Annotated in this window: 13 protein-coding genes; 5 read left to right on the forward strand and 8 right to left on the reverse strand. The window is 68.6% G+C overall.

The genetic code is table 11. The annotated features are described in order from the left end of the window. The first annotated feature begins 3 nt into the window (after nucleotides 1–3). On the forward strand, nucleotides 4–1,104 hold the full coding sequence (locus tag WMF45_RS38335) for a hypothetical protein (protein ID WP_437710889.1): 1,101 nt from the start codon (nucleotides 4–6) through the stop codon (nucleotides 1,102–1,104). 91 nt (nucleotides 1,105–1,195) lie between these two features. After that, nucleotides 1,196–2,296, forward strand: coding sequence for a hypothetical protein (locus tag WMF45_RS38340; protein ID WP_437710890.1), 1,101 nt, complete (start codon nucleotides 1,196–1,198; stop codon nucleotides 2,294–2,296). Nucleotides 2,297–2,494: 198 nt separating this feature from the next. On the opposite strand, the gene WMF45_RS38345 is transcribed toward WMF45_RS38340, so the two are convergent. From WMF45_RS38345 to WMF45_RS38355, 3 genes are read right to left on the reverse strand one after another with little or no spacing between them, the layout of a single operon-like run. Further along, complete coding sequence (locus WMF45_RS38345) at nucleotides 2,495–4,039, reverse strand: hypothetical protein (protein WP_437710891.1); 1,545 nt, start codon at nucleotides 4,037–4,039, stop codon at nucleotides 2,495–2,497. A 37-nt stretch (nucleotides 4,040–4,076) separates the two neighbouring features. Further along, a complete protein-coding gene (locus WMF45_RS38350) occupies nucleotides 4,077–5,720 on the reverse strand; it encodes a hypothetical protein (RefSeq protein WP_437710892.1) in 1,644 nt (547 codons plus the stop codon). 15 nt (nucleotides 5,721–5,735) lie between these two features. Then, nucleotides 5,736–6,848: a hypothetical protein gene (locus WMF45_RS38355; RefSeq protein WP_437710893.1), complete on the reverse strand. Its 1,113-nt coding sequence runs from the start codon at nucleotides 6,846–6,848 to the stop codon at nucleotides 5,736–5,738. A 230-nt stretch (nucleotides 6,849–7,078) separates the two neighbouring features. Here WMF45_RS38355 and WMF45_RS38360 point away from each other — a divergent pair, with 230 nt between their 5' ends. Together WMF45_RS38360 and WMF45_RS38365 are read left to right on the forward strand one after the other, a co-directional pair. Continuing rightward, nucleotides 7,079–8,164: an RNA polymerase sigma factor gene (locus WMF45_RS38360; RefSeq protein WP_437710894.1), complete on the forward strand. Its 1,086-nt coding sequence runs from the start codon at nucleotides 7,079–7,081 to the stop codon at nucleotides 8,162–8,164. A gap of 192 nt (nucleotides 8,165–8,356) precedes the next feature. After that, on the forward strand, nucleotides 8,357–8,920 hold the full coding sequence (locus WMF45_RS38365) for a sigma-70 family RNA polymerase sigma factor (RefSeq protein WP_437710895.1): 564 nt from the start codon (nucleotides 8,357–8,359) through the stop codon (nucleotides 8,918–8,920). Nucleotides 8,921–8,938: 18 nt separating this feature from the next. Here the strand turns inward: WMF45_RS38365 and WMF45_RS38370 are convergent, their stop codons facing one another. Then, on the reverse strand, nucleotides 8,939–9,625 hold the full coding sequence (locus WMF45_RS38370) for a TetR/AcrR family transcriptional regulator (RefSeq protein WP_437710896.1): 687 nt from the start codon (nucleotides 9,623–9,625) through the stop codon (nucleotides 8,939–8,941). Between the two features lie 121 nt (nucleotides 9,626–9,746). Between WMF45_RS38370 and WMF45_RS38375 the strand changes: the two genes are divergently transcribed. After that, entirely contained in the window at nucleotides 9,747–10,517 is a 771-nt protein-coding gene (locus tag WMF45_RS38375) for an SDR family NAD(P)-dependent oxidoreductase (protein ID WP_437710897.1), read from the forward strand. Between the two features lie 23 nt (nucleotides 10,518–10,540). Here the strand turns inward: WMF45_RS38375 and WMF45_RS38380 are convergent, their stop codons facing one another. The 4 genes from WMF45_RS38380 to WMF45_RS38395 form a co-directional block, all read right to left on the reverse strand. After that, nucleotides 10,541–11,680 (reverse strand): MbnH family di-heme enzyme, encoded by a 1,140-nt coding sequence (locus WMF45_RS38380; protein ID WP_437710898.1) that lies wholly within the window; start codon nucleotides 11,678–11,680, stop codon nucleotides 10,541–10,543. Continuing rightward, nucleotides 11,677–12,210 carry a carboxypeptidase-like regulatory domain-containing protein gene (locus tag WMF45_RS38385; RefSeq protein ID WP_437710899.1) on the reverse strand — a complete coding sequence of 178 codons (534 nt, stop codon included), beginning with the start codon at nucleotides 12,208–12,210 and terminating at the stop codon, nucleotides 11,677–11,679. Before WMF45_RS38385 ends, WMF45_RS38380 begins: the two co-directional genes overlap by 4 nt. A 1-nt stretch (nucleotide 12,211) precedes the next feature. Further along, nucleotides 12,212–13,060, reverse strand: coding sequence for an MbnP family copper-binding protein (locus WMF45_RS38390; RefSeq protein ID WP_437710900.1), 849 nt, complete (start codon nucleotides 13,058–13,060; stop codon nucleotides 12,212–12,214). A 372-nt stretch (nucleotides 13,061–13,432) separates the two neighbouring features. After that, the gene (locus WMF45_RS38395; RefSeq protein ID WP_437710901.1) at nucleotides 13,433–17,149 is read right to left on the reverse strand and encodes a hypothetical protein; all 3,717 of its coding nucleotides are present in this window, start codon (nucleotides 17,147–17,149) and stop codon (nucleotides 13,433–13,435) included. Between the last annotated feature and the right edge of the window lie 56 nt (nucleotides 17,150–17,205).

The following is a 17,205-nucleotide window of genomic DNA, read 5'->3' on the forward strand; positions in this document are numbered from 1 at the left end:
TCTATGAGACACAGCATTGATAAGCTACTCGGCATTGTTTATCGATACTATCCACGTGGGGCTGGGCTCACCAAGGATGGCGATATCGACGTCCAGCTCTGCAAGAAGACGGAGGAGCACGCCCGGCTTGTGTCCGCGCGGATCCAGGCATCGAAGGACGAGCGCTGGCACTCCATGCTGCGTCGCATCGCAGAACGATTCCCTGGCATGCTCATGAATCACTCGCTACATCTCCCCACCGGCGGCTGGGACGGCTGCTATTCATTTACGATTAATCTGTCAATTTCCGTCGGCAGGCCGATCTGGTTTCATGTGAGCTTCCTGGCTCCTTACTATATTGTCCATAGTTCGCACACGGTTGAGTTCGTGAAACAAACGAAAGACTTGTTCGCAGTCGACTTTCGAGACATGCGTTTCCTTGTTCATCGAAGCCCATTCGATCCAAGTTTCGTGTCGCGCCCGGACGATAGTCTCAGGTTTTCCGCTGTCAGGAAGAGCTACGCTAGCTTCGAACTCTTGCCGGAAGAGCAGCCGTGCGCGGAACGGATTTCCCGCGACATCGAAACGACGTTCGATTGCGAGCGCATGCCGCCGGAGATCGGGACCGTGCTCGTGCCCGATGTGACAGCGGGCCTGGGTCTTCCGGGTGAGGTCAGGCTCTATGATTGCCTGTTTTCAGACCAGCATACATGGGTGAAGCCATCACCGCATGAAGAGCCGGCACCAGGCGCAGATATCGAAGCCAGCAACCTGACAGATTCGCTCGTCGCAGTACTCACCGTGCTCGCGGCGATCTATCGAATCGCATGGACTCTAATGCCAGAGGCACAGAGTGGCTCTTCCTACTGGGTGGTGACGACAGATGGGGTCCTGCACAAAGAGGAAGCTACAAAGGCGCTTGCGAGGATTCGCCTGCTCCTTGAATCGCCCAAGACTCCTCACGGCATCGCTGCCAAGCGCGAGCTCGAAGCCGCCGCGCACGAGCTCGAAGCGCTGATCGCTTCGTGGGATGGTGAAGGCGAGCCGCCGGCCGCCATGGTCGTCTGGGCTTCCCGGTTCCTGGCGAGTTCGCCGTTCGACCCGAGGCCCGGAGCTTCCTCGTAGCCGTCGTTGAGATTCGCGCCGCCGTCCGCATGCTGCCGAGCCCGCCGCTGGATGGATAGTACAGACACGTCGGCCCGAGGATTGCGCATCTATGAAATACAACGTTGATGAGCTGCTCGATATCGTCTATCGATACTATCCCCGTGGGGTTGGGATTAAAGAGGATGGCGATATCGACGTCCAGCGATGCATGGAGACCGAGGAGCACGACCGGCTCGTGCGCGCGCGGATCCAGGCATCGAAGGGCGACCGATGGCGCTCCCTGCGGCGTCGCATCCGAGACGGATTCCCTGGTAGGTTCATGAACCATTCGCTGCATCTCCCCGCCGGCGGCTGCGACGCCTGTTACTCTTTTTCGATCGACATGCCGGAGTCCACGGGTCGAACGCTATGGTTCCATGTGAGCTTTCTGGCTCCTTACTACATCGTCCATAGCTCGCGCACGATCGACATCGTGAAGCAAACCAGGGACTCGTTCTCGGTCAAGTTTCTAGGCCTACATTTTAGTGTTCGGCGCAGCCCGTTCGATCCGAGGGTCGTCGCTCGTCCGGACGATAGCCAAAAGTTCGCCATCATCAGTAGGGAATATGCCACCTTCGATCTGTTGCCCGACGAGCAGCCATGCGCGGAGTGGATTTCCGGTGACATCGAAGCGACCTTCGGTTGCGAACGCATGCCGCCGGAGATCGGGACCGTGCTCGTGCCCGATGTGATGCCGGGCCTGCGTCTCCCCGGGGAGGCTAGACTCTACGACTGCCTGTTCACGGACCAGCACAGGTGGGTGAAGCCGTCGCCGTCTGATGAGCCGGCACCCGGCGTCCAGATCGAAGCGAGCAACCTGACAGAGCCGTTCGTCGCGGTTCTCACCGTGCTTGCGGCGCTCTACTCCATCTTGTGGAGCCTGATGCCAGAGTTGCAGAGCGGTTCTTGTTACTGTGTGGTGAGGACGGATGGCGTCCTCCGCAAAAATGAGTTAATGAGCGCGCTTGCGAAGATTCGCGTGCTCCTTGAGCCGCCGATGACTCCAACCGGCATCGCTGCCAAGGGCGAGTTCGAAGCTGCTACGCGCGGGCTCGAAGCGCTGGTCGCCTCGTGGGACGGTGGAGACGAGCCGCCGGCCGCCATGGTCGCCTGGGCCTGGAGCTTCCTGGCGAGTTGGGCCGCGAACTCGGCACCTGTAGCTTCGTCGTAGCACGAGTGCTGGAAGGTGCCCCGATCAGCAGAAAAGCCACCGAGATCGCCAGGAGGAGAGCGGGAGGGCCGTCCCCGCATGTCCCCTCGTGCTCCCATGGTTTCTTGGCGTCCCGGCGGTTCGCCTCGCTACCTGCCTTGCTGCAATCGTGGCAGCCGTCGTGGAGGTCCGTGCCGTTCTCCCATGACGTGACTTCGGCTATTCAGGAAACCGAAACGTCTCGTGGGCCTCGCCGCTCTCCCCCACCGTCATGCTGCCATCGTGGTTCCAGCTGGTGCCGCCCACGCCCGGCTGTCCGGTCTCGATGGTGACGCCCTCGAGCGTGAGCTGATCTTCGTCGAGGTAGGCGACGCCGATCGAGTCGCCGCCGCGCCCGGGGCCGCCGTAGCCGCCGGGCCCTCCTTGGCCGCCTCGGCCACCCATGCAGCCCTGAACGGCGTCCACGTCGTCGGCGCCCTGTATGCCTCGGCCGCCTCGGCCGCCTTCCTGGGGGGGGCCACCGTCGCCGCCCTTGCCGCCGCCAGAGAGCGCCGTGATCACGCTGTCGCGCACGGTCACCCGGGCGTGAAGCGCGAGGACGCCGATGGTCGGACGTCCGTTCGCTCCCCCGCGGCCCCCCCGGCCTCCGCAGCCGCCGGCCCCGCCGGAGCCTCCTCCTCCGCCTCCCTTGGAAGCCGCGCCGCACACGGCGAGCCCGCCCCGGCGACCGCCGCCGCCGCCGCCGCCCTGGCCCGGGGTGCCCCACGTTCCCTCGCCCCCCGTATCGCCCTCCCACCCGGCCTCGGTGAGGCGCCCGATGCCCTTGCCGGGCGCGCCCTGCGTCCCCTGAGCCCCCGGGCCGCCGTCGGATCCGTTGTGGCAGAAAACGTTGTCCTGCTCCCCGGTACCACCGACCCCTGAGGATGAAGGATCCCGCGATGGAGCGGGCTCACCGTCGCCTCCATCCTCGGCGCTGTCGGGCAGCCCGTCGCCTCCCTTGCCGCCGATGGTCATGTGCCCGCTCTCGCACCGGTTCACGGGCGCAGGCCCGCCGGCGACGACGGTCGCCGAGCACCCCTCCGCAGCGAACATGCCGTTCGGTCCGTCCGGTTGGCTGTAATGAGGCCACTTCTCGCCACTGGGGCCGCCGTACGCATGGCCAGCGCCGATCTCGCTCCGCAGGATCTCCACTGCCGTGTTGGACTGAGCGAGCAAGCCGATCGGGCCCCACGAGGTGAAGTGGAGGTCGGCGAGCCTCGACACCCCATCCACGGCCCCCGTGTCCCCGGGGCCCGCGGGCTCGACGATCACCATGGGGCCGTCGACCCGGTCGCGATTGAACAGGGTCCATGGGCGGAGGGGATCGCGCTCCCATTTCAAGCAGTGGAAGCCCCCGAGAAGATCCACGCCGGAGGGCACCCTGAACTGACTCACGATGAATCCCTCGTTGCAGAGGAACACGCGCCCTCGTCCAGCGCGCGCCAGCTCGATGGCGCGCTCGATGGTGTACACCGGCTTCGCCTTCGTGCCGGGGTTCCTGTCGTCTCCGCCACCGACGTTTCCGGCGAGGAACACGCCGCAGCCGTCGTCGAGGATGTCGGCGGCGACGTGCTCGACGCAGACCGACTCCGGAGGCGGCCCGTCCTCGCATGAGGTGTCTTCACAAGGGATCACGCCAGGGTCGTTCACGTCGGGCACGGTTCCGCAGCCGGTCACCCACGGCGACAAAAGAAGGACGAAGGTAGCAGCGGTGATCTTCCTCATGAGCGTCTCCTGACGTGCGCCGCCAGCACAGGGCGGTTCATCGAGGCAGCTCCGGGTCTGGCGCATCGAACCTGTACCAGAACAGCTCAATCCCATCCTTCCCCGTGCCGTCCGTGTTTTCTGCGGATGCATTGCCGCCGAGCCCCCCGGTGCCGGCCTGTCCGGGCTTGACCGTCGCCGTCTGCAAGATGGCCACGGAGGCGCCCACGGAGCCGATGCCGAGCGAGGGGCCACCGAGGCCGCCGCCGGCATCGCCCCCTCGACCGCCCTTGCCGCCACGGCCGCCACGGCACCCGCGCGACGTGTCGGTCACAGAACCGTGGCCCCCGAGACCGCCGTCCCAGCCAAGGCCCCCCCACTGGCCCGTTCCGCCGACGCCGCCATTGCCGCCCTTGGCCCCGAGGACCGTGCTGGCATCGACCGTGAGGTCGCTCCCCTGCAAGGCCACGATCGCGATGCTCGCGCCGCCGTAGCCGCCCCCCTTGCCCCCCTTGCCGCCGCAGCCGCCGCTGCCGCCCGATCCGCCGGCCGCTCCGCGCTGGGGCCGACCTGCCGGACAGGCGTTCATGGTGGAGTCGCGTCCTTTGCCGCCGCCACCTCCGCCGCCGCCCTGGCCGACGCCGCCCGGCTTCCCGTCCTTCCCGCGGACGCCGATCCATCCGTCGAGGTCCAGGAGACCAGGTTCCACTGCTCCGGCAGCGCGCTCCGCAGGGGCGCCGTCTGCTCCCAGCTCCCCTTCCGTGCACGGCATGCTGGACGCGCCGATGCCACCCAGGCCGATGTTGTCCGGAGTCCCGACCGGTTCCGGCAGTCCAGACGTCCCGTCGCCGCCCGTCTCGAGGCCTCCATCGCCCCCCTGGCCACTCGTCGACTCGATCCCGTCGTCGCACACGGTCACGACCGGAAGGGCGCCCCGCGCGGCATCCGCGGTGCAGGCGTCCGCGCCGTCGGTCCCAACCACGCCGGCCTTCGCGCGGAAGCTCGGCGCGTCCTCGCCCGGCTCTCCATCCTTGCCGTCGCCTGCGAGGATCACGCTCCCCTGCACGATCGCCCTGGCCCCATGCTCCAGGATCATCGCGATCGACGACTTGCCGTCGCTCGCGGAGGCGTCAGCCGCCACGACACGCACGCCGAAGATCACCGACGTCGCATCCTCCTCCGGAATGACCGCATCGTCTCCCCCGAGGACCCGCACCGGGATCCCCACGGGCGGCGCGATGACGGTCAACGCGTTCTGCTCGTCGAGCGGCCCTCCATAGGACCAGTCGCCGCCGGCACACAGACGGCCGCCCCAGATATCGACCCCCTGGGGGAGCGAGATGGCATCCTCGAACAACCCGCCACACGCGTACACGCGCCGCGTCGCTTCCTCGCCGTGGCTTCGCCCGTGCGCGGCGAGGCCGATCGCGTGCTGCAACGTCCTCACCGGCGCGTCCTTCGTGCCGGGGCTGTTGTCGTCGCCCTGCTCGCTGACGAACACGCCGCACACGTCGAGCGCCGCCGCCGTCTTCGGATCCCCGTCACAAGGAGATGGCTCCGGCGGCGGAACCTCGCACCAGTAGCTGTCCGCGCAGCTGTCCGAGTAGCACCCCGTATTGGTGGCCGCTCCAGCCAGACCAAGCGCGACCGACGCCAGCGAACGGAGGACCTCTCGACGGGGACCCATCGATCTAGAACGCATGACCTCGCCTCCCCCTCACCAGGCTCCTTCGACGAGCACACCCGCCCGGTCGCTCGTCGCCAGCGGCACGAGGCGGACGCCAGCGGCTTTGGGCGCACCACCGAAAAGGGCAACCTCCGTGAAAAACGAGGCCGCCGTCGCCACGCCGAACACGGCGCTCGTCGCCAGCGACACCGTGCCGAGGGTCGCGAACAGATCCCGCTCGTTCACCTGGTCACGAATGCCGGCGCACGACGCCGGTGCGTTGGCATCCCGGCACGTATGGGACGTCCACCCCAGCGCGCGACGCGTGATGTCTCGCTCGCGCAGATCGCCATGGATGACGTGAGCGCGCAGGAGAAAGACCGCGCCGGCCGCTGCCGTTGCCGTCGTCACCACGATGCCGCCTATCCGCGCCGTCCCCGGCCAGGAAGCCCATGGGCTCGCAGGTCGCGTCTGCGCAGCCGCCGGGGAGCTCAGGGCGCGAGGCGTTTCGCTCGGTGAACCCGGTGCGTTCTCTCTGGCGCTGCTCACCGCCGCGCGCGGACAATGAAGCGAGATGTCGTGCTCCGCCTTCGCCACGGTGCGCAAGGTCTGGAACGCATCTTCGCGGCCCGGTGCTCGGGCCCGCACCGTATGCAGGCCGGGCTCGACGAACAGCGTGTAGACGCGCGCGACGCGGCCGATGGGCTTGGTGTCGACGATCACCTCGGCGTCCGGCGGGTCGACGGAGACACGGAGCTTCGCGACATGCGGTGTTGCCTTGCGCTGCCCTTCCTCGAATCGCTTCTGCAGCGCGGCCGGCAGCGCCTCGCGCTGCTCGAGGCTCCAGGCGAGGTGTTCGGCCGCGTCGCGGTATTTGCCCAACGCGACCTCGCAAAGGCCGAGCTCCCCGGCGATCTCCGCGCGCTCGCGCTCGGTGCTCGACGCTGGGTCAGCGGCCTCGAAGGCGGCCTTGTAGGCGGCGTGTGCCTCGGTCCATTGCCCCGCCGCGCGCGCCCTCTGGCCACGGCGAACATGGTCCTTCACCGTCGAGCGCTCTCCCGACCTTGTCGTCGATGAGCCGCCCTGGGCACGCGCCGCGCTCGTGAGGCATGTCGATGCCCCGACCGCAAGGAGAATCGAGAGGAACTGTGGAGCGCAACGCATCTCACGACAGTAGTTGCGTCAACTGCTCGGCGTCAATGGCGGGTGAAATCGCCCTGCGGGTGCATTTATCGCGAGAAATTTCAGCGCGAACCAGCAATGTCATCTTCTCTTCTAGGCACTGAATACTGCGTCAACGCGCAGGTGGCATATTGGGGCGTATTGTCCCACCAAAATGGACCGGGCCGTTCACTTTTCTGACCCCGGGAGGGCCGCTCAGACGTGCTACCGGCATGGGCAAGCCAGCGGGGGCCTTCAGCAGCTTCGAGCTCTTCCGGCGCCTGGCGAGGCGCTTCGGGGTCCCGGCGCGCGATGCCGAGGACGTCGCGCAGGACGCGCTGCTCCGGGGGCTCGACGCGGAGGGACGGATCGAGGCAGGCGGGGACCCGGCGCCGTACCGCGTCGCGATCGCGGCCAACCAGGCGCGTGACCATGTTCGAAGCGCGCGCCGCCGGCGAGAGGTGCTGACGCCGTCTGGCGACCCCGAGCTTCACGACGAGCACCCCACGCCGGAAGAGCTGCTCAGGTGGCGCGAGCGGGAAGCCGTGTTGTGGGAGCTCATCGACGGTGTCGAGCCGAAGTACCGGGACATCTTGATCAGGCATGACATCGAGGAGATCCCGCTGGCCCAGATCGCCGCGGAGCTCGGGCTTCACCCCGACGCCGTGAAGACGCTGCACCGTCGAGCCCTCGAGCAGCTGGAGGAGGCGGCGCAACGCCGGAGGGCGAAGCAACGCTCGCGCGGATGGGACGAGACCCCCTGCGTCATTCCGTTCGGGCTCACTCCACGCCGGGCATGGATTGGCTCCCTGCTCCGCTGGAGTTGGAGGCTCCTGGTACAGGGGGCGACCGTCGTGCTCATGAGCGCCATGGTCGCTGCCGTGACCTCCTCGTCCACGCTGCAGGCGTGGGTTCGATCGGCTCTCGATGACGGTTGGCCCGCGCTGTCGGGGCAGGTCTCCGCGCCGCTCCCCGCGGAGCGCCGCGCCGGGCAGGCGGGGACGTCCTCCGCATCACCTGCAGCGCAGGCCGCTGCGCTCCCCGTGGAGCGCGGCGCCGGACAGGATGGCGCCGGTGCGACCAAGACGCCTCCTCCCTCGGTCACGGCTGCTCCGCGTGCGTCGTCCTCGACGACGCACGCGAAGCAGGCGATCAGCGCGCGCGAGAGGAGCCTGATCAGCCAGGCCCGGACGGCCATCGAGGCTCGCAGCCCGGAGGCGGATCTCGAGGCGCGCCGGTTGCTCGAGGCCCATGCGGAGGAGTTCCCGCGCGGTCGGCTCGCGGTGGAGCGCGAAGAGATGCTCAGGCAGCTTCGCTGACGGGTCGGCTGTCCATCCACAGCCAAGCAAGCGGTGAGGTCGGTGCTGTCGTCGAGCAGCACGAGGCCGCGCTCCGCCATGCGTCGGACACGAATGCTCACGATTCAGGAGGGAACATGGAGGACAGGCTGGGTGCGATGTGGCTCGTCTCGCCGCTCGGGCTCTCCATCGCCGTCGGGGGAGGGTGAAACCATGGGTCGTCCGTCGAATGACGACGAGCGAGCCGCCGCGCACGCGCGCCTGTTTTGCCCGGCGCTCGTTCGTGCCGTGCTGAGCTTGCTGGGGAGGCTGGGGGTCCCACGATGCCATCGTGCCGACGTGGCAGGGCAGGTCTGGCTCACCGCCTGGGAGAGCTGGCCCAGGTTCGATCCGAAGCGGGGCAGGCCGGAACGCTGGTTGAACGGGATCACCGTACACGTTGCCTCGCACTATCACGAGCGTAGGAAGCACCGCAGGGAGGAGCTCGTCGATCTGATCGAACTTGCCGATCCCGCGCCGGATGCCGCCGCTACGATGGAATCCGACAGCATCAGAACGGGCACGATCGAGGCGGTGAACGAGCTCGATCCGAAGCTGCGCTTCGTTCTCGTGGCACACGATCTGGATGGGATCCCGATGGCCCAGGTGGCGGAAGACGCGGGGCTGCCTCTCTCTACGCTCTACAGGCGACGCACAAAGGCCATCGATGCGCTGCGCGACATCATCGGGCTTCGGGTACCCATGGAGGACTTCGCCCGGAGAGCGGGGTCGCGATGAGCATCAGCGGACACCTCCTCAACCTGGTTTGCCTTTCCGTCTCCCGCCGGCCTGCTGGCGCGGCTCCACGCCGGCGGCGCGCTTCCCTGTCCGCGCCGCGCGTTTCGCCGGGTCGACCTTGCCCATCGCTGCGCATGCGAGCTCGGGCAGGGTCGCCTTCATCCACGCGGGGTCCACGGCGCCGGGCGCGGAGAGGTAGGCGCGGCAGGCCTGGTGCGCCGGCCCGAGCAGCACGACATCGACCATCACCTCGGACGAGCCCGCCCCCGAGAAGACGCCGAGCTCCGAGAGGTGCGCGATCGTCTCCGCCTTGAGCCGCGCCTTGGTCTCCCGGAGCGCGGCGCGGTGATGCCCGTCGAGCTCCAGCGCGAGCGCCTGGTACATGAAGCGCGCCTCGCCCTCGTGGTCGAACACCCAGGTCAAGTGCGCCTCCACCAGCGCCCTCACCGCCGAGCGCGCCGTCCTCGCGGCGAGCACGCGCGCGGTCACGTGCCCCACCAGCCGCTCGAAGGTCCGCTCCAGCAGCGCGGCCACGAGCGCCGGGAAGTCCTCGAAGAGGTGGTACACGCTCGAAGGGCTCGCGCCCGCCTCCTTGCGCACGTCCTCGATGCCCGTGCGCAAGAGGCCCCGCTGCTCGAAGCAGCGGAGCGCCGCGTCCAGGAGCGCCTCCCGGCGGGCCACGCCGTTCTGTCGAGCCACGGCCATGGCCCCTCCCCTACCCCAGCCGCGCACCGCTGGCCAGCAGGCCCAACTGTAGGATTCTTCCAGTTTCATCTTGGAAGTTTCTTCCATTTTGTTTACCTTCCTGTCGAAAGCGAGGTGTCGCATGGAGCTGGGGCTGGAGAAGAGGGCCGCGCTGGTGACCGGTGGCTCGCAGGGGATCGGCAAGGAGGTGGCGTTGCAGCTCGCGGCCGAGGGGGCCCGCGTGGCGCTCACCTACCGGAGCGAGCGGGAGAAGGCCCGAGAGGTCGTCCGGGAGATCGAGGGGCGAGGCGGCGAGGCGGTCGCGCTGGAGCTCGACCTCGGGTCGGTCGAGTCCGTCAAGGCGGCTGTCGCGGCCACCGTGGCGCGCTTCGGGCAGATCGATGTGCTCGTCAACAACGCGGTCCGCTGGAGCGAGCGATTGCCCTGGGACGCGCCGCGCTTCGAGGACATCCCGCTCGCGGAATGGCAGGGCGTCATCCACGACAACATCGACGGCGCCTTCGCTGCCATCCAGGCCGCGGTGCCCTCGATGCGGGCCCGCGGATGGGGGCGGATCGTCAATATCTCCTCGGGTGTGGCGCTCGACGGGGTGGTGGGCGCAGGGCCGTACGGCGCCGCCAAGGCGGCGCTCCACGGGCTCACGTCCGTGCTCGCGCGCGAGCTCGGGCCACACGGGATCCTGACCAACGTGGTGGTGCCGGGCTTCACGCTGACCGACAGGGTGAGCGCGCAGGCATCACCGGAGCTCGTCGCGCAGCGCGGGAAGGCGTATCCCGTGGGGCGGCTGCTGCCGCCCGAGGAGGTGGCGCCGACGATCGTCTTCCTGTGCTCCGCGGCGAACACCGCGGTCACGGGGGAGATCGTCCGCGCGAGCGGGGGCCGGCCGATGTAACCGAGGGAAGTGCCACCCACCGGTCACGGCGCCTGCGCGCCGTCCACCACGGCTGCGAACTCCGGATCGGTCAAGCTCTTCATGAAGGCCACGACATCCGCCTTCTCCTTCGGCGTGATGGTGAACGCCCTGACGAGCGTGCTCTTGTTCGGGTTCTCGCTGCCCACGCCCGCGAACGGCCCGTCGTCGAGGGTCCTGCCTCCCGCGGCGTAGTGATCGACGACCTCCTCCAGGGTGGCCACGCTCCCGTCGTGCATGTAGGGCGCCGTCAGCTCGACGTTGCGCAGCGAAGGAACGCGGAATTTCCCCTTGTCCGCCGGGTTTCCGGTGAACTCGAACAGCCCCTCTCCGCCGGATGGATAGCCCCCGTCCGAGCCGAGGTTGTAGAGGCCGGTGTTGTGGAAATCCATCTCCGCCTGCTTCGTCTCGGCGCTCCGGAAGGCGGTCGTGAAGTTGATCCCGCTGTGGCAGTGATAACACTCGAGCCGCTCGGAGAAGAAGAGGTCCATGCCGCGCAACGCCGCCTCGGACATCGCGCCCGCCTCTCCGCCGTACGTGTACCGATCGTACGCGGAGCGCCCGGAGAGGAGCGTCCTCTCGAACGTCGCGATCGCCTTCACGACGGTATCGAACGTGATGGGCTCGCTCTCGCCGGGGAAGGCAGCGGCGAACGCGGCCTTGTACGCCTCGTCGCCGCGGAGCCGGCCGAGCACGACGTCCTCGGCGCCGGTGATCCCGAGCTCGACCGGGTTCTCGCCGAACATCGGGACGAGCGCCTGCTCCTCGAGCGACGACAGCGTGGGGTTGCCCCACGTGAGCAGCGGGAAATAGGCGACATTGGCCAGCCCCATCGCGTTGCGCGGGATCGTGTCCCCTGTCGAGCCGGTCGGGGTCGGCTTGCCGTCGGCAAACCCCCTGTCGCGCTCGTGACACGAGGCGCACGCCATGGTCCCATTGCCCGACAGGCGCTCGTCGAAGAACAGGGCGCGCCCGAGCGCGACCTTCGCCTCGGTCATCGGGTTGTCGGGCGGCACCCACGGCCTCGGGAAGCCGACGGGCAGGGCGAGCTCGTAGCCATCGACCGGCGAGGTCGCTTCCGCCTCGCCCCCACACGACGCCGCCGCGAGCGCGACGAGCCCCGCCGACGCGATTGCGCGGATCACTCCAGCAGAATGCGGCGCTGTTCGTTGTGACACAGGTTACACGCTCCAGAGATGGATGGAAACGGCATCTCGTTCGTCCCCTCGCCGTCCTGGGACCGCACGAAGAAGAACAGCGCCTGGTCCGGGAAGGGCAGCGGCTCGGTCGTGAAGAAGTTCCCGTTCCCGTCGATGGCGACGGAGAGCACGAGATCTCCCTCGCCTCCGCCGGCCGTGCGGAGCTCGACCGTTCCGCCTGCCACCGGCGTGCCCGACGGCGCGTACACCGTCCCGGCCGTGGTGAAGAGCCCTTTGCCAGGCCCGTGGGGCTGATGGCAGCCGATGCAGTTCTGCCCCATGTTGTGGCTGCGCCTCTCCGCAGCGGCGCTGATGTTCTCCACGTCGAGCGCCGGATCGCGCTCGAAGCGAGGGTCGCCCGGCAGGATCTCCGCGTCGCTCGGCTCGTCCATGCCCTCGTCGGAGGCACCGCAGCCGGCAAGCCCACAGGCCCATAACGACGCGAGCAGGCAGGTCGCCGTTCTAGGGATGTACATCTCACTCCACCCGGAAAGCGGTCTGCGCAGCGGACGGGTTCACGCCATCGAAGCCCATGCCAAGCGCGTTGAAGACGGGCGGGCACTCTGGATCGCCCTCGAACGACATGCAACCGGAGGTGCGATCCGTCTCGCCGTCGACCTGGTGGTCTAGGTCGGACGCAGCATAGAACCTGGCGATATCGAAGACGATGGTGCTCGACTCCGGGTCGACCCCGTCGATACGTATATCGGCGAGGTTGTCAGCCGCGCAGGAGTACCCCTCGCTCACGGTCCCCTCGCACTTCGTACCTCCGAGGTGGAAGAAGTAGGTCGGATTCATCGTCGAGATGAGGTCGAGGCGCACGAACTTGTAGCCGCCCTTCCACGACCACCACATGCCGGGAATGTTCAGGGGCGCCGGGGCCGTCGCCGCGTCCAGGTGGTTCATCTCCGGGGGCAAACCCACGTTGAACCTGACACCGGCGTAATCGCCGGCGGGCGCGGTGCCAACCACCTCGGTCCGCGTCTCCGGGCTGCCGGTCTCACAGGAGCCCGTGCCGTCCTCGAAGTCGAGGAACGCGATCTTGTCGCGCTGCCATTGGCCATCCTGCTCGAGCGCGAGGGGCTCCTCGGATCCGTCGCCGCGAACGAGCCGCACGTCGTAGACGTACATGCGAAAATCGAGCGCGTTGACCGACGATCCGGTCGTGCCGACTCCGTCGAACGTGTCGGTGCAGGAGAACGGCCTGTCGCCGACCTTGGCGGCGAAGCTCAGCGCGAACGTCTTCGAGATGACGTCCTCATCGCTCCCGCCGCATCCGCTCAGAGCCGCGAGACAGGCCACGCCAAGGAACGTGACACGCGCCATTGAACAAACCATCAGCCAACCTTTCAAGCTACGAGGTCACAATGTCGTCGCCACCGCAACGGAACGGAACGGAGCCTACTCGAAGCTCGGCTCTCCTGGGTGCAGCAAGTTGTCGCACCCTGCGGCCATCCTTCAAGGGGAGTCGACGGCATCCTGGCCCCAATTTGCTCTGAGAGCGCGTATCAAGAACCAGCGTAGACGTCGCGGAGACCGATGAGGAAGCAGGCGAGCGTGCGGGACGATTCCGCGAGGGCGAACCGTTGCGATCCGTCGAGCCGACCGACCGGCCACCGCGGGCTGCCTTGGTCACCTCGCTCTCCAGCATCGTGAGCCGCGCCGTTGCCCTACGGGATGAGGTGGCGGCCCTGCCGGCTACTCGGCGGCCGGCAGGGCCGCCGGCACGATCAGCCTGCCGAGCGGCGCCCACCGCACCCCCACACGCCGAACTGCAGCGCGATCTTGCTGTGGGCTGCGATCGAGGAGCACGCGATCCGGGTCGACGGCGACGGCGGCCGGAGGGCGCTCCGACGTGAACGTCACGCGATCAGCGCCGGGGCTGCGCACCGCGAGCACGCGGGAGAGCTCGTTGCCTGCATCGTCGAGCAGCGCGAGCGTGAGAGGAGCCTGCGCGGAGGCCGAGGCGACGGAAGGGCGCCACGCATGCCCCTCGAACGTGTACGGCGTGAACGCGAGATCCAGGGTGATGTTCCAGCGCCCGTCTCCGCCGGGCGCCCCCTCGGCCGAGAGCGCGCGGACAGCCCAGGACTCCACGGTCCGCAAGCCCTCCGCGGCCGAGCCGGCGCCGGGCAGCGCCTCCCATGTCGAGGCAAGGGACGCGAGGCTCGCGCCCGGCGCTCCCCGGCCGCCTTGCGCGCCGAGGTGCTGCCGGAGCGCGCCGTCGAAGGCGTCCGGCCCGAGCTCGTCGCGAATCCGCTGCAGCGCGAGGCCCGCGTAGAGCGGCACGTAGGCGCCCGCGTCCGCCGCCACCAGCGGGACGACCGGCTCGCGCGCCTCCGCGATCGAGCGCAGCACCTTCTCCCCTATCCGGTCCGAGATCGCCCTGCGGGTCTCCCGGCCGAGCACGGCATCGACGGTGAGGAGGCCGCTCAGGACGGGCAATCCCTCTCCGAGCGTGGCGTAACCGGCGACGTGAGCGGGGTGCAGCCGATCGATCCACCAGCGCTTCGACAGGTGCTGCGCCGTGGCGAAGAGGACGCCCGGGTTCTCGGGGGTGTCGTCCCAGCCATCCTCGTCGGAGAGGAGCACGATGTCTCCGAACAGCCCTGTCGCCTTGATCGCCCTCGGGACCTCGACGATGCGCACGCGTGGACGTCCATAGTCGCCGTAGCGCGCCGACAAGGCGCCAAGCGACCGGACGGCCGCGTCACGGAAGGCGCGCGCCGCCGCGACCCGCTCGGCGTGGTGGTAGACATCGACGGACACCTCGCCCTCCGCGCCCCCGAAGGCGCCGCTCGTGCGCGCGTAGCGGCCAGCGACGATGGCGAGCCGCTCGGACCCGGACACGCGCCCTTCGACCTGCCCGTGCCCCTCGGCCGCGCCGGAGACCACCAGGACGAGCGCGTCCGGGGCCCGCACGGTGACGGTCAAGGGGAACGCCGTGCTCTCCAGGCCGTACGCCTGCTGGGAAGATGCCGTGTCGGGGGCGATCGGGAGGGGGCGCCGCGCCGGCAATCCATGCTCGCGACGGTACCCCGCGGCGCGGAGCTCTCGCCGCCGGTCGTACCCGAGCCTGGGGAGCAGATCCTGGTCCTGCAGCCAGGCCCCCTCGGAGGACATGGGGTGCGGCTTGCCCTCGTTCGCAAACGACGGCCATGACGCCACGCCGCGCCAGGTGACGTGGACCGTCGCCCCAGGTTCCAGGGACCGCCTGAACGTGATCCGGTGATGCCGCAAGCGATCGTCGCGGTCCCATGAGGCGACCGTCCGGTCTCCCATGTCGATGGTGGCGAGGGAGAGCTTCTCGGGGACGTCGAAGTCGAGCACCTCGATGGGCCGCGCTCCATCGTTCTCCAGCGTGAGCTCGTAGACGAGGCGGGCCTCGCGCTCCGCCGGGCGGAGCTCGATCTCGAGCCGCCCTTCCACCACATGCGGCCTCGGGGCATCGGCGACCCCGGCGTACGTCGCCTCGTACGAGGCCGCCTCGGCGCGCTCCTCTTCCGGAGAGCGGTATCTGTTCTCGACATTGACAGCCCTGTACACCCAGAGCCCGCAGAGGGCGCCGACAGCCACGATCGCGCCGAGCATCAGTATCTGGCCCGACGAGCGCTCGCGCAGCGCGCGCTGAAGGCGCGCCCGGAAGGCGAGCTCCGTGCCGCGCGGCCACCAGACGACCGCTGCGAACACGATCGCTGCGGCCACCGACAAGAGCCAGCCATTCACCCAGATCGCCTGTGTGATCCACGGCGCGAGGCCCGTGAGGGGTGAATAGAAGACGTGGATCGGCATCGCGTACTGGAGCGCCGTCTGCGAGACCACGTTGAGCGAGTGGTTCATGACGCAGAGAAAAACCGCGCTGAACGCCAGGAAATGGGCCAACGCGCGGCGCGAGACCACGCTGTAGAAGAAGAGCGCCAGCGCGGCGACCTGGAGGTTCGCGGGCCAGATGACGGCGAACGCGAAGAACAGGCCTTCGCGCGGGGCGAACGTGGCGCGGTCGATCGCGAACTCCACGAGGAGCAGGCTCAACGTCGGAGCCAGCGCGAGCGCGAGGGCGAGACCCGCAAGGGCGAGCGCGCGCGGGAGCGCGATCACCCACGTCGGCGCCGGCAGCGCGTCCTGGATCTGCGACAAGCCGGCGTCCCGCTCGCGCGTGACCCAGTTGCCAGCGGAGGAGCAGAGAAAGATCGCCGCAGGCATGTAGAAGAACTCCACGAGCCGCAGCCCCACGAGACCGGCCCAGGGCAGCTGCGGGCCGTCCGCCCCGCCGTCGAGCTGAAACATGGCGCTTGCCACCATGAGGGTCAGCCCCAGGAGAAGCACCATCCGGGTGCCGCGCGAGCGGAGGCTCTCGGCGAGGAGCTGCCAGGCGATGAGCGCGACCGTGCGGATCTGGGCTCGGGTATCGAAGCGCGCTTGGGCGTTGGCCGCCGAAGGGATGGACACCCCGCTCGACGGAAGCGCGCCGGTCGGACGCCCGGGGCTCGGGGTCGCCTGACGGCGCCCTCCGCCCCAAACCCCCCGTGGTCCAGGGACACCGGCCCGCTTGAATCCGAAGAGGAGCCGCTCCGCGCTGGGCCGCGCGAAGGCGGCGACGAGCCCAAGCGCACCAAGCCCGATCACACCTAGCCGGTTCGTCAGGAACGGCCCCGTCAGCTTCATCGCGCCGTGGATGCGCTCCTCGGCCGTCCAATACGAGAGCTGCGCCGCGACGGAGTTAAAACCGATCGGGTCGAGCCACTCCCCTGCCTCGCGGTCCACGGCCCCTCGCCACAGGACGAGGATGCCGACCATCCAGACGGCCATGACGAGAAAGGACAGCGCGTACGCCGGTGCCGAGCGCCCGCTCCACACGGCCGCGGCGAAGTACAGGGTGCCGAACCCGAAGACGCTCGGCACGAGGAAGAGCGCGTAGGCGTGCGCGACCTCGGTCCAGGGTGTGGGCATGAACAGGTCGGCGCGCCCGGCGAGGTGACACATCGCCATGGGCACCAGCACCCAGGAGATCGACACGGACGCGGCGACCGCGAGCCCGGCAGCGAGCGCGCCCAGGTACTTGCCGAGGAGATAGGTCCGCGGCCCGCAAGGGAACGCGTAGGCGACCTCGGCGAAGCGGTGCTTCAGATCGTCGACGACCGCGCTCGTCATGATGTGCGCGAGGAAGAAGATCAGCCAGAAGCCGTTGTCGCTCGTGAAGTAATAAATGACGTACGACGAATTTCGCGGGACATCGCTGGCGCCAATCTGCGCCATCGATTCGGAGTTCAGGGCGTAAATGCACGTCTGAACAACGAGCGACGCCATCAGGATGAGGTTCACGGAGTCGAAGAGCTGGCGCCGGAGCTCGCCGCGAGCCACCGCGCTCACCCAGGCAAGCCAGAGCCTCGCCGCACCGCCCCGCCAGGTGGACACCCGGGGCTCCAGATCGCCTTGCGGCGCCCGCCGGCCCAAACCCTGGTTCGACGCTC

Source organism: Sorangium sp. So ce448 (assembly GCF_051520915.1).
GTDB classification, from domain to species: domain Bacteria; phylum Myxococcota_A; class Polyangia; order Polyangiales; family Polyangiaceae; genus Sorangium; species Sorangium cellulosum_B.

Bases quoted from the DNA above. Each gene is read 5' to 3' on its own strand.
- WMF45_RS38335 (WP_437710889.1), top strand. From the start codon at position 4: ATGAGACACAGCATTGATAAGCTACTCGGCATTGTTTATCGATACTAT.
- WMF45_RS38340 (WP_437710890.1), top strand. From the start codon at position 1,196: ATGAAATACAACGTTGATGAGCTGCTCGATATCGTCTATCGATACTAT.
- WMF45_RS38345 (WP_437710891.1), bottom strand. From the start codon at position 4,039: ATGAGGAAGATCACCGCTGCTACCTTCGTCCTTCTTTTGTCGCCGTGG.
- WMF45_RS38350 (WP_437710892.1), bottom strand. From the start codon at position 5,720: ATGCGTTCTAGATCGATGGGTCCCCGTCGAGAGGTCCTCCGTTCGCTG.
- WMF45_RS38355 (WP_437710893.1), bottom strand. From the start codon at position 6,848: ATGCGTTGCGCTCCACAGTTCCTCTCGATTCTCCTTGCGGTCGGGGCA.
- WMF45_RS38360 (WP_437710894.1), top strand. From the start codon at position 7,079: ATGGGCAAGCCAGCGGGGGCCTTCAGCAGCTTCGAGCTCTTCCGGCGC.
- WMF45_RS38365 (WP_437710895.1), top strand. From the start codon at position 8,357: ATGGGTCGTCCGTCGAATGACGACGAGCGAGCCGCCGCGCACGCGCGC.
- WMF45_RS38370 (WP_437710896.1), bottom strand. From the start codon at position 9,625: ATGGCCGTGGCTCGACAGAACGGCGTGGCCCGCCGGGAGGCGCTCCTG.
- WMF45_RS38375 (WP_437710897.1), top strand. From the start codon at position 9,747: ATGGAGCTGGGGCTGGAGAAGAGGGCCGCGCTGGTGACCGGTGGCTCG.
- WMF45_RS38385 (WP_437710899.1), bottom strand. From the start codon at position 12,210: ATGTACATCCCTAGAACGGCGACCTGCCTGCTCGCGTCGTTATGGGCC.
- WMF45_RS38390 (WP_437710900.1), bottom strand. From the start codon at position 13,060: ATGGCGCGTGTCACGTTCCTTGGCGTGGCCTGTCTCGCGGCTCTGAGC.